This window comes from Pseudogemmobacter faecipullorum (genome assembly GCF_020539525.1).
In the GTDB taxonomy this organism is placed as follows: Bacteria; Pseudomonadota; Alphaproteobacteria; order Rhodobacterales; family Rhodobacteraceae; genus Pseudogemmobacter; species Pseudogemmobacter faecipullorum.
Window position 1 is genome coordinate 1 of sequence record NZ_JACDXX010000038.1, and the last position, 12,054, is coordinate 12,054.

The 12,054-nt window shown below is 61.4% G+C and carries 10 protein-coding genes and 2 pseudogenes; 10 read left to right on the forward strand and 2 right to left on the reverse strand.

Annotation, left to right across the window (positions count from 1 at the left end; translation table 11 throughout):
• Window positions 1-172: pseudogene (locus tag H0485_RS20170) on the reverse strand (IS6 family transposase); the annotation flags it as partial.
• A gap of 131 nt (window positions 173-303) precedes the next feature.
• Between H0485_RS20170 and H0485_RS20175 the strand changes: the two are divergent.
• The 4 genes from H0485_RS20175 (at window position 304) to H0485_RS20190 (ending at window position 2,796) form a co-directional block, all read left to right on the forward strand.
• The gene (locus tag H0485_RS20175) at window positions 304-492 is read left to right on the forward strand and encodes a type II toxin-antitoxin system HicA family toxin (protein WP_226937703.1); all 189 of its coding nucleotides are present in this window, start codon (window positions 304-306) and stop codon (window positions 490-492) included.
• Between the two features lie 49 nt (window positions 493-541).
• The gene (locus H0485_RS20180) at window positions 542-937 is read left to right on the forward strand and encodes a type II toxin-antitoxin system HicB family antitoxin (protein WP_226937704.1); all 396 of its coding nucleotides are present in this window, start codon (window positions 542-544) and stop codon (window positions 935-937) included.
• A gap of 214 nt (window positions 938-1,151) precedes the next feature.
• Complete coding sequence (locus H0485_RS20185) at window positions 1,152-1,484, forward strand: helix-turn-helix transcriptional regulator (RefSeq protein ID WP_226937705.1); 333 nt, start codon at window positions 1,152-1,154, stop codon at window positions 1,482-1,484.
• Entirely contained in the window at window positions 1,471-2,796 is a 1,326-nt protein-coding gene (locus tag H0485_RS20190; protein WP_226937706.1) for a type II toxin-antitoxin system HipA family toxin, read from the forward strand. The genes H0485_RS20185 and H0485_RS20190 overlap by 14 nt, the downstream gene beginning before the upstream one ends.
• A gap of 139 nt (window positions 2,797-2,935) precedes the next feature.
• On the opposite strand, the pseudogene istA reads toward H0485_RS20190, so the two are convergent.
• A pseudogene (gene istA / locus H0485_RS20200) lies at window positions 2,936-4,024 on the reverse strand (IS21 family transposase); the annotation flags it as partial.
• A 160-nt stretch (window positions 4,025-4,184) separates the two neighbouring features.
• Here istA and H0485_RS20205 point away from each other — a divergent pair.
• From H0485_RS20205 to H0485_RS20230, 6 genes are all read left to right on the forward strand, one after another.
• Complete coding sequence (locus tag H0485_RS20205; RefSeq protein ID WP_226937707.1) at window positions 4,185-5,057, forward strand: MFS transporter; 873 nt, start codon at window positions 4,185-4,187, stop codon at window positions 5,055-5,057.
• A gap of 361 nt (window positions 5,058-5,418) precedes the next feature.
• Window positions 5,419-7,248 carry an SLC13 family permease gene (locus H0485_RS20210; protein ID WP_226937708.1) on the forward strand — a complete coding sequence of 610 codons (1,830 nt, stop codon included), beginning with the start codon at window positions 5,419-5,421 and terminating at the stop codon, window positions 7,246-7,248.
• Window positions 7,249-7,805: 557 nt separating this feature from the next.
• On the forward strand, window positions 7,806-8,285 hold the full coding sequence (locus H0485_RS20215; RefSeq protein WP_226937709.1) for a hypothetical protein: 480 nt from the start codon (window positions 7,806-7,808) through the stop codon (window positions 8,283-8,285).
• Entirely contained in the window at window positions 8,285-8,596 is a 312-nt protein-coding gene (locus H0485_RS22055) for a plasmid mobilization protein (protein WP_435531521.1), read from the forward strand. The genes H0485_RS20215 and H0485_RS22055 overlap by 1 nt, the downstream gene beginning before the upstream one ends.
• 11 nt (window positions 8,597-8,607) lie before the next feature.
• Window positions 8,608-10,119: a relaxase/mobilization nuclease domain-containing protein gene (locus H0485_RS20225; RefSeq protein ID WP_226937711.1), complete on the forward strand. Its 1,512-nt coding sequence runs from the start codon at window positions 8,608-8,610 to the stop codon at window positions 10,117-10,119.
• 620 nt (window positions 10,120-10,739) lie between these two features.
• Complete coding sequence (locus tag H0485_RS20230; RefSeq protein WP_226937712.1) at window positions 10,740-11,942, forward strand: DUF927 domain-containing protein; 1,203 nt, start codon at window positions 10,740-10,742, stop codon at window positions 11,940-11,942.
• The last annotated feature ends 112 nt before the right edge of the window (window positions 11,943-12,054 follow it).

Here is a 12,054-nt window from a genome sequence, read left to right on the forward strand (position 1 = left end):
TGACCCACAGCCGGACGGTTTCGCGGCTGACGATCACGCCGCGCTCTGCCAGAAGGTCCTCGACGTCGGCCGAGCTCAGAGCGAAGCGATGATAGGCCCAGACGGCATAAGCGATGATCTCGCGGGGGAAGCGGAAGCCCTTCAGGCGCGCCAGGGATGATGGCATTTTCATTCGAAATCCTGTAGCAGGGGCTTCACGACACAACAACTTGGCAATGCCACGATCAGTTGTGTAATTATATACACAAACATGATTGACGCCCTCTCTTTTGTTGTGTATATATTTACACACAAATGAGGGCGATGGAGCTGGAAACAAATTCACGAAAGCTCCTGAAGGTTCTGAAAGACGCAGGTTTCGAGGAGGTATCCAAGAAAGGATCACACCTCAAACTACGAAAAGGCGAGATCACAGTGATCTTGCCACACCCGAAGAAAGACCTGCCGCTAGGGACAGTCAGAGCGATCTACCAACAGGCCGGGCTTCTTTAGCCCGGCCTACCCATCGCTCCTCCAACCCATCGCAGAATGGAGACGACTCATGCGTTATTTTACTGCCATCATCCATCAGGACGAGAACAGCGCCTATGGCCTCACGTTCCCGGATCTCCCGGGTTGCTTTGCAGCGGCTGACGACTGGGACGGGATCCCCCTGGCCGCAACAGAAGCTCTGGACCTCTGGTTTGAAGATGAAGCCGACTTTGTCCCAGCAAGCCTTGAAGCAATCCGCAAGCGTGCGGATGTAGCCGAGGCGATTGCTGCTGGTGCCGTTTTGATGCCGGTCCCTTACATCCCGGCCGACACCGCCATGGAGCGCGTTAACATCTCAATGGAGCGCGGGCTCTTGCGCGCGATCGACGAACTGGCCAAGTCGCGCAAAATGACACGCTCATCATTTCTGGCATCGGCTGCCCGACGCGAGCTGGTAGGCGTGTGATTGATCTCCGAGTGCGACAACAAAATCCTGACAGCTTTGCCATAGCTCCTCCGCCCCCAAAGACTGACGCGCCTGGTCCAGAATTCTGGACATATTGATTACTTCCGTCCATTTTATGGCTTTCGGTTGACAGCGGGCGTGCGCCCATACATCATGCACATAATTATGGACACCAGATTATTATGCGTTCAACATAATGAGCACGGCATAGGTCATGAAGCGCGAACGAAGCTATTCTCGTGTAACTCGCGAAGCGCTCGTCCTCTTGGGCAGGATGATCCGCATTGGCCGGCTCGAGCGTGGTCTCACCGCACAGGACCTGGCCGACCGCGCAGGCATCAGCCGGACGACCCTGTCCAATATCGAGAAGGGCGCGGCCGGGCCTGAGGTGGGCATCGTGTTCGAGGTGGCCGCTCTCGCCGGGGTGCCGCTCTTTGGGCAGGACGCGGGCAGCCTGCAGATGCACAACGCGCATCTGGGAGAAAAGCTCGCCTTGCTGCCCAAAAGCGTAAGACACAAAGCCCGCGAGGTTGATGATGACTTCTGAGGCCACGCCCAAAGGCGCCTTTGTCTGGGCCTGGTTGCCGGGCGCAACAGAGCCTGTCGTGGCCGGGCGGCTCGACCCGGACGGAGCTCGGCTGACCTATACCTATGGTGCCAGCTATAGGCGCAATCCCCGTGCGATCCCGATTTACGAGCCGGAACTGCCCCTGCGCGAGGGAACAATCGAACCCGCACCCGGCCTAGGCCTCGCAAGCTGCATCCGGGACGGATCGCCCGATGCTTGGGGCCGCCGCGTCATCATCAACCGGCTGACCGGCAAGAAGCCCGATGCGCCCGATGTCCCGGAGCTGAGCGAGCTGACCTTTTTGCTGCAATCGGGATCCGACCGTATTGGTGCGCTCGATTTCCAGGGCTCGGCCACGGAATATGTCCCGCGCTTGGCGACAGAGGCCTCGCTGGCCGAATTGCAGGAAGCAGCAAACCTGATTGAGCAGGGTGTGCCACTGCCGCCCGCGCTGGATCAGGCCCTCAACCACGGCACATCAATTGGCGGCGCGCGCCCCAAGGCCATGATCAATGATGGTGGCCGCAAGTTCATCGCGAAGTTTTCCGCTGGCAACGACACCTATAGCATGGTCAAGGCCGAGTTCATCGCCATGCGGCTGGCCCGCGCCGCCGGGCTGAGCGTCGCGACGGTCGAGATGACCCGGGCCGCGCACAAGGACGTGCTGCTGGTCGAACGCTTTGACCGCACGCATACGGACCTTGGCTGGATCCGGCATGCGATGGTCTCGGCCCTGACCATGCTCGGGCTGGACGAAATGATGGCCCGCTATGCCTCATATGAGGATCTGGCCGAATTGATCCGCCATCGCTTCTCGGAACCCAAGGCAACACTGCACGAGCTTTACGGTCGGATCGCGTTCAATGTCCTTTGCGGCAATACCGATGATCACGCCCGCAACCATGCGGCCTTCTGGGATGGCCGACACCTGACACTGACCCCGGCCTATGACATCTGCCCACAGGGGCGAACGGGCAGCGAAGCCTCGCAAGCGATGCTGATCAAGGGTGACGCGCGTGCCAGCACGCTTGCCACCTGTCTTGCCGCGGCTCCGGACTTCCACCTGAAGGAAAGCGACGCCGTGGCACTCATCGAGTGTCAGATCGAAGCGATTGCAGCGGGCTGGCAAGCGGCCTGCGATGAGGCGGCGCTTTCCCCGGTTGACCGCAGGCTGTTCGCCGGGCGTCAGTTCCTCAACAGCTTCGCGCTTGAGGGGTTGAAGGGGCAGCCGGCGCTGGTGGATGCATATGAGGCCGCGCGAAACGCTCTGATCGCAGACGCGGCAGTCTGAGAGGATGCGTGAAGGCCCCGGCCTTTCGACCGGGGCCCTGGTTGGGGGATTACTCCCCTCGTCGGCTGTTGGGGCGCGACCATATCAAGCTGTAGCCCTCGCCGTCTTCGTCATCGAAGAGGTTGGCGTAGACCCGTCTGCCGATCAGGCGGTGCGGCACAGAATAGAAGCTGTGCAGCACGTCGATGTGGTAATCGGGATGGACCTTGGCCTGCTTCCATTCGGCATATTCAAAGGGCTCCGGGGGCAGCGCGCTCAGGGCGGGCAGCTCGATCTCGTCGAACAAGTCACGGCGCGACCGACCGATCCGGCGCATCGGGCGGTCATTCAGGTCAATGACCAACTCCGCGATGGCCGCGTTCAGCGCTTCGACGGAGAAGAACTGCATGTTGCGCAGCCGGGCCAGGATCCAGCGTTCGACGATCAGCACCGCGCCCTCGACCTTCCCCTTGTCGCGAGGCTTGCGCGGCCGGGTGGGTAACACAGTCGTGTCGTAATGCGCCGCCATGTCGGCGAAGGTCTTGGTGATCGATGGCTCGAACCACAGCGGCTTGGCCACCGCTGCCTTCAGATTGTCGCAGACGATGGCCTTGGGCACCCCGCCGAAGAACTTCAGCGCCCGGACCTGCGCCTCGATCCAGTCAGGCAACGTCTGGGACATACTTGCCCAGGCGAAGGTGTAGCTGGACGCGCCCAGAACGGCGACGAAGATCTGTGCCTGATGCACGGCGCCGGTGGCCGGATCGGTGATCGGGATCGTATGGCCAGCATAGTCAGTCTGCATGACCGCCCCAGCCTCGTGCCGGTTACGGAAGCTCGGGCTGGTGCGGTTCTCAAAGGCTCGGAACTGTTCGCAAAACCAAGTGTAGCCGTAACCTTCGGGATGCGCAGCCCGGTATTCCTGCCAGAGAAGCACCAAGGTGACGCCCTTGCGCTTCAACTCCGTGGAAACTTTGGCCCAGTCGGGTTCCTGAAGATCCTGCGGAGGGCGCCCCATCCGCTGGAACAGCGCCGCTTCCAGCGTGGCGTCGTCGTCGCGTCCAAGCGGCAACGGCCAGCAATTGAGCCGGGCTTCGCGCGCCCGCAAAAGATAGGTCGCCACCGTCGTCTTGCTCAGCTTCAGACGCAGCCCGATCTCTCGCACCGAGAGACCCTGCTCATGCGTCAGTCGCAAAATGGTCCGTATATCCTGCATGGTCATGTGCCTCGCTTGCTTGCGTCGTGGCATGCTCCCTCCCGATCTCTTCCAAGATCGACAGAGTGCCGCGACACAGCAGCCAATGACCAACCGTTACGCCCGCATCGGAACTGTCCGGGACTTAGTGAAATCCCTGTCCGCGACTTACTGAAATGCGCGTCCGGGACTTACCGTAATCAATGTCCGGGACTTGGCGAAACCCGCAAAAGCCATGGACCGGGTTGGCAAGGGCATCCGCGGCACGCCGCGTGACGCGATCATCGCGGCGGTAAGCCATGCCGCCATCCGTGGCGCAAGCTTTGGCCTGCGTAAGTCGCTCGACACGCTGGGCGGGTTCATCGGCCCACTGGTCGCGGTGGCCGCAATGCTGGCGCTGGCCGGGAACATCCAGCTTGTTTTCTGGCTGGCGGCCATTCCTGCGGCTTTGTGTATGGTGGTGCTGATCTTCTTCGTCAAAGAGCCAGCCGGCCACCAGGCAGAGAAGAAGATCAACTTCCGTCTGTCGGAGGCCTTCAGGCTAAACCGTTCAGTTTGGGTCGTGATTGGGCTCGCTGCGCTCATCATGCTGGCCCGCTTGAGTGAGGCCTTTGTCCTGCTCAAAGCGCTGGAGGCAGGGATCAGTCCGGCCTGGGTGCCCTTGTCTCTGGTGATCATGCATGCCGCCTATGGGCTGACTGCCTATCCTGTGGGGCGGATCTCAGATCAGATTGGCACGCGCGGGCTTCTCCTTTGTGGGCTAAGCTTTCTGATCGCCGCTCATCTCACGCTTGCCTTTGCGACCTCGGTCTGGCTCTACGTGCTGGGCACGGTGTTCTGGGGGCTGCATATGGGCTTCTCGCAGGGTCTGCTCGGCGCGATGATCGCAGGGGCCACGCCTGCGCATCTCAGAGGCAGCGCCTTCGGCAGCTTCAATCTGATCACCGGCCTTGTGGTGCTTGCAGGCAATACTGCGGCGGGTTTCCTCTGGCACAGCTTTGGCTCCCACGTGCCGTTCGTTGCCGGCGCGGTTTTGTCACTTGTTGCCATGATGGTGTTGGCTGTCAAAGGGCAGCCCGCCAAGTAGGCTGGCTGGTCCTGAGCTTTCAGGTTTTGAACCTTGAGAGAATGCGGATAAAATCTGGTATCACCTCCCGTTTCCTTCAGCCCTGCATCCGGCGGGATGAGTGGGATAAGCGGAACCTGATGCTTTGTGCCCGGGATTATTCTTCGGCCGAGGCTCCCCAATGGCGCTGCGTGTCAGGTCTTCCGCCGCGACCAGAGGTTAAGAAACAAGGCGCGGGCTGATCTTCAGATCGGGGCGGCGGCGCACGGCATTTTTCGTTTCAGCCGGCGGCACAGGCTTTGCGCGTGACCACAACGGCGTAGCAAACTGCACTCTCTCAGTGATACATCGGCGCGGCCACGCTGAAACAGAGATGGGATTGATGCCACAGCTGTACCTGGTCCTCACCCTTCTGGTCGCCGCCGTGATCATGTTCGCCATGAACAAGCCCCGCATGGATGTGGTAGCGGTAATCCTGATGGTCGCCCTGCCTATGACCGGGGTGATATCCATGTCCGAGGCGCTGATGGGCCTGTCGGATCCAAATATCGTTCTCATCGCCGCGCTCTTCGTTATCGGAGAAGCACTGGTGCGCACGGGCGTTGCGCAACGGCTCGGTGACTGGCTGACGGCCAGGGCCGGCACCAGCGAGGCGAAGCTCATCGTGCTGCTAATGGTGATCGTGGCGGGGATCGGCTCCTTCATGTCCTCGACCGGGGTCGTGGCGATCTTCATTCCGATAGTTCTGCGGATCTCGCGCAATGCCCGCATCCCGGCAGGGCGGCTTCTGATGCCGCTCTCGATGGCGGCGCTGATCAGCGGTATGCTCACGTTGGTTGCGACCGCGCCAAACCTCGTCGTGCATGCTGAGCTGACGCGGCAAGGCTATGAGGGGTTCGGCTTCTTCGCCTTCACGCCTTTCGGTCTGCCCATACTCGCGCTGGCGGTTGTTTACATGCTCATGGCCCGCCGATACCTCGCCCCCGGCCCGGTGCAGGCGCCGCTTGCCCGCGCGGGGATCGCCGACTGGGTCAGTGAATATGATCTCGCCGGGCGCGAGCATCGCTTGCTGCTGCGCCCGAACTCCGGGCTTATCGGCAAGCGCCTGGACGCGCTGGACCTGCGCGCCAGCACCGGGATCAACATCGTGGCGATCGAGCGTGGCACAGGCCTGCGCCGCAGGCTCCTCCATCCCCAGGCGGCGAGCGTGCTGGAGGCCGAAGACATTCTGCTGATCGACCTGCAGACTGAGGGCGGGCAGGCGTTCGACATCGACGCCTTCATCAGAAACCATGATCTGATCGTCCTGCCTCTCTCCGGGCAGTGGTTTACCGATACCGCGCAGGATATCGGCATGGCGCAGATGATCGTGCCCCCTACCTCCCGTCTCATCGGCAGGACCGTGACACAGGCCAGATTCCGGACCATTTACGATCTGTCCGTCATTGGCATGAAGCAAGGCTCCGATCCGGTGGCCAAAAGCGTGATACATCAGCCGATTTCGGCCGGAGATACGCTCCTGACATTCGGGCCCTGGCGCGCGATCCGAAAGCTCAGCGCCGAACGCCGTGATCTCGTATTGCTTGATCTGCCCAGTGAGGCAGAAGAGTCTGTTCCCGGACGCCACCGCGCTCCCTTTGCCGCAGGGATCCTCTCCCTGGTCATTGTGCTGATGGTCTGGGGGGTGGTGCCTAACGTGCAGGCTGCGCTTCTGGGCTGCCTGCTGCTCGGACTTTTCCGCTGCATCGACATGGAGGCCGCCTATCGTTCAATCCACTGGCAGAGCCTCATCCTGATCGTGGGAATGTTGCCTTTCTCACTGGCGCTGCAACGCACAGGCGGGGTGGACCTCGCGGCCGAGGCCCTGCTCGCCGCCACGGACGGTGCCGCGCCGCGACTGGTGCTCGCGACCCTCTTCGCGGTAACGGCCGTGCTGGGGCTTTTCATCTCAAACACGGCGACGGCCGTGCTGATGGCTCCGGTTGCTCTCGCAGTTGCCTCGGCGCTTGGCGCTTCGCCCTATCCCTTTGCGATGACGGTCGCGCTGGCGGCCTCAGCGGCTTTCATGACGCCGGTCTCCTCGCCGGTGAACACTCTGGTCGCAGGCCCGGGCAATTACAGCTTCACCGACTTCCTCAGGATCGGGGTGCCCTTTGCAGTGATCTGCCTGATCGCAACCGTCATCATGGTGCCTGTGATCCTGCCCTTCTGACGTCCTACCCGAGACCGGCACCTCATACAGAAACGAGGTCCGGCGCAGCCTCAGAGGTGCTGGCGTCAACGGCTCTCCCTGGGCGCCAGAACGTTAGCGCCACACCAGCGGCGCGCAATATTGACCTCGCTGGGCGCTCGGAGGTCAGGGCCCGGGCCGGTGGAGCTGATCAGGTTGTAAGGACGGATCCGGCGCCTGATCCTCAGGCGAGTGACTACAGCCGGCCCACGCGGGGCTGCGCGGGCCGAGAGCAGAGTTCCGAAACTGTGCGCCGAACCGTGCGTGCGCCTGACGATGAGGCCCTAAGACAGCGCCCTCTTAGCCTGGTTTTCAGGCGGTATGACCGCCGCTCTACCCTGATGGTAAACTTCCCTCAACCAGACAGCAGGCTTTTGCCGCTCAGGGCGCAGAGCCGCACCGGAATCTGTTCAACTCATTCGTTATATGGGGTTTTTCGCTATCCACAGGTTTCTTGTCCGGGATGATATTTTTCATTCGAAACTTTCACTTCCTGTGCACAGTAATGGAGTCGGGCTTCAGAAGAGGAGGAGACCGACATGGAGCAGCAAATCCCGCAAGAACCTTCCGGGAAGGGGAACAGGCTCAATCAGGAGATGGACAGGCGCCTTGGCGAGTGCCTGGCAGAGATCGGGCCGAAGATCAGATCTGTCTTCAGCAAAAAAGAGCTGCTGGCGCGCCATCTGGAGGGGCTGCGCAAAGCGGTGGCCCTGGGGCACAGCGCACAGGATATCAGCGATCACCTGCAGCGAGAGCTCAATCTGCAGATCAGTCCGAGCAGCCTGCGCGAAGCATTGCGCCTGCCCAAAGCCGTCAGGAAGGCGGCCAGGCCGCGGCGTCAGCGCGGGTCAGCCCCGGCGGGTTCGCCCAGGCCGGACGCGAAGCTGCCCGCACAGAAGCCTGATCAGGCAAGTAACGAGGATAAGACATCTTCACAGCTGTCGCTTTTCGAGAAGCCTCAGCGGTCTGTCTTCAATCCTTTGAGCCCCTTTGACGATGACCCGGCGGGAGAAGCGTGATGCCGGAGAGGATAACATCAAAACCGAGATCCGCGCGGCGCCAGCGCAACGATGTGCTGCAGTTCAGAGTCAGTGAGGCGGAGGCGCAAAGAGCAAGGAAAAGGGCCGGGCAGGCCGGGATGAGCCTCTCCGCCTACCTGCGCAGCTCCAGCCTGAACCCCTCGGTGTTGCCTCAGGGCACAGTTCTGCAACTCGCCAATCTGTGCGACCAGCTGCATGCGGTGCTGGAACGCCAGGCGGGCCGCGAAGCAATGTCCTGGCAGCTTTGCACAGAGCTCAGGCAGCGCCTCCAGGCGCTGAGCGCAGAGTGATCTGCATTATCATGCCAACGGTCCGCGACGCGGAAGGCCTGGCCCTCGGGTTCACGCGTCGCGGGCGCTACGCATGGCGCAACAAAGCTGCAGGGCAGCTTGTCAATGTCGCCGGCGACATCGAAACGGCAATCCGCCGGATGCAACTGACCGCGCAGCTGCTTAAACCCGCGGTGCGTAAACCGGATTATCACGTTGTGCTGGCATGGCACGTCAGTGAGAAAATCACTTATGAGGAAATGCTCGAGGCGGGTATCCGCTTTATGAGCAAGATCGGTGCCGCAGAGCATCAGGCCCTGCTTGCGGTGCATGACAACACAAAGCAGCGCCACCTGCATATCGTCCTGAACCGCGTGCATCCATGGAAAGGCACAGCTCTGGCGCTGAGGCAGGATTACACGCGCGGAGAGCTCGCCTGCCGGGAAATCGAACTGGAGATGGGCTTCACGCGCGATCGCGGTCGCTTTGACGCGGTGATCGAACACGGGAAGGTTGTGCTGCGGCCAAAGCCTGCAGAGCACTGGGAGCGCAGGAAGGCCGCGAGGGCGGCAGGCCTGCGTGGCTCTGGCCGTGCCACGCGTGGCAGCGCCCGCGCCCGGGGGCTTGTTCTGCTGCGCGACGGTTTCGCGGGGGACGGCGGGCTTCAGACCGAAAGAAGCGTGCAGAGGCTGCGGAAAGACATCGCGCAGGCAGAGAGCTGGGCAGATGTTCAGTCTGCCTGCCGTGCAGCGGGCCTGGTCTATGAGGCCCATCGCTCCGGAGGACGTCTGAGATCGCTCGCGCATGGCCATCATATGGCGGCCTGTGAGATTGGCAGTGCGGCCAGTCTGCCGCGGCTGGAAGCCCGTCTCGGGCCGCTTTCGGCAAGTGAGCCCAGGCCCGGTCCCGCGAGAAAGCGCAAAAGAGCTTACCACCGCCGCCCGGAGATTGTGGCGATCCACGATGCCTTTGAGCAGCAGATGCGAAGACTTGCCGCACTCTTTGGCGACAACGGCCGCGCGCCGGCCGGATATCTGCGCCGCGCTCTGCAAATCGACCTGAGAAAGGCCCTGAGAGCCTGTCGCGCAAGGCTGCACAGCGGGCCCACGCCGGGCCGGCCTCCGGCCCCGGAAGGGATCCGGGGAGCACTGGCGCGCAGGTTCCTCGCCCGGGGCGTCATGACAGGGTCAGCCCCGCTGCCTGATCACACGGATCTGCGCCAGATGATGGAACTGACCGGTGCGGACCTGCAGGCGGGCCTTCCGCAGGTTCGGGACCTGAAGGGAGGTCTCTGGACAGCGCTGGAGGTGGGACGCGACCGCCGCCTGGCGGGTTTCCTGAATGAGGAGGCCTCTCCGCCTCTGCTGGCAGAGGGAGCACATCCTTCGACCGCGGCGCTCCTGGCGCGCATCACAGGCAGGCGAGAGGAGGCTGACGCAGATTGCAGCGATGCGACAGGTGAAGTCAAGCCAGGGGAGACGCCCGCTCCCGGGGTGGCCTTCCGGCCTCCGGAAGTGGCAGGTGACGAGCCAGAGCCTTTCTGATCTGGGGCTGATCTGCTCACGGCCCTCCGGCATGGCTCAGGGGCGCTGCTGACCGCGCTCGGGCGCCAAAACCGCACAGGATCCCGCGCAATCTGGCGGAAAGCCTCGGGCTGTCCAGCTGTAATGGCGAAAACTGTCCAGATGAAAATCAAGCCTTTTCAAGGCTGTCCAGCTGTCCAGCTGCTTCAGGAGGGCGGTGGGGGGATTTCGGTGATCTAGCTCGCCCGTGCCGGCGTTCCGGCCGCTCTCCCGCGTATGAACATCTTTTTCTGTTACGCGTTACACCATGATGAAACAGTGATATTTTCACAGATATATCATGCACTTAACCTGTAACAAAAACCGTAACAGAGACTGTTACACTGTCTGTTTCTGTTACAGGTCACTTCTTTATTCATTAAGAGAAAAGAAAAAGAAGCCTCTGAGCCTCAGGCGGGTCGTTGTCAGGGGGCCGGCCTCAGCCCTCTTTGCCACATTCATTGGTCTGTGCCGTCGAAGACGGCACAGTCTGCCCGGCCGCGCAGACAGATCACATATCTGTGTGAGTGCGTGTCGATCTCTGGTGTCGCGGAAAAAGTGGCACAACTTCAAGGTAGTATACGGATCAGGAGAGCACAGCCTTGGGTGGAGCAAATTCAGCAGGTTCACTGGCGGAAGCCGGGCATTTCAATCTTGCTGAGGCATTCTTTGCCCGCGTCAGTGAGGCTTTGCCGGATGGCTACTCGCTGAACCTCGGCGACGATCCCAGAAATTCTATGGTCTGCGCAAGGGGGAAGGGTGAGATCTGCTCCCCTTTTCTGCTCAACGGGGATATTGCGACGGCTGCCGGAAAGGACTGGGCGTCTGAGATCGAATTTCTCAATCCCTTTTGTCAGCCCGTTCGCTGTGAGATCTCCTGGAAGGAACTGGCAAGCTTTCGCGGGGATCCGATCGGAAAGCTCGCGGGAGATGGTTTAAGGGTCCATTGTCGCGAGGAAACAGAGGCCCTGATCAGTGACTACCGAAAGAAGACACCTGGCAGGTTGCTGACCCGTCTCTCCGGGCCGGGCTGGAGCGATGATGGTCTGGCCTTCGCTCTGCAGTCGGGAGATCTCGTCAGCCTGGAAGCCAATTCCGCCTACCGTGCCCCGGCCAGCAAGCGGCAGGCAGAAATCCGTGGCACGTTCGATGAATGGCGCGATGGCATTGGTGCCATGGCCAGCCAGAATCCGAATATGATCTTCGCGATCAGCGCAGGACTGTCACCGGCGATCCTGAGGTTTCTGCCGTCCGGTTCATCGACGATCTGCCACTTCTTCGGACCGACCTCCGTGGGCAAGACACGCCTTCTCAGGGTCGGGCTCTCGGTCTGGCCACGCGAAGCCACGGCGGAGCAGAACTGGCACAGCACAGTGAATGGCCTCGAGGGTGTGATGCAGGCCCGTAATGACCATCTCTGTGCCCTGGATGAGCTTCCCGCTGTGCCGGAGACCCGGCTGAGCGATGCGATCTATATGATCGGCAACGGCGTGGGCAAAGAACGGGCAAATGCGGAGGGGAAGAGCGGCGAGCGACATACCTGGCGCACGGTGGTGCTTTCGAGCGGAGAGAGCACAATCTGGTCCAGCCTGCGCAACAGCGGCAGCGTGGTCAAAGGCGGACTGAGCGTGCGGGCAATCGATATTCCCGTCGAAGGGCGCTACGGTGCCTTCGACTGTCTTCACGGGCACAAAGATATCAAAGCGTTTCTCGACCGTCTGGATAGCTGCGTGAGCGCTACGTCAGGCACTGCTGCTGAAGCTTTCATCACGGCGTTGATGGTTCGCGGGGGCGCTGTTGCGTAAATCGATTGGGATTCATGATGTTGCCGGGTCGTGGTAAGCGTTTGGCATGACTTATCCATCGAAGCCCCGTTACAAGACAAGCAACTGGCGTGCCTACAACCATTCCCTGAAG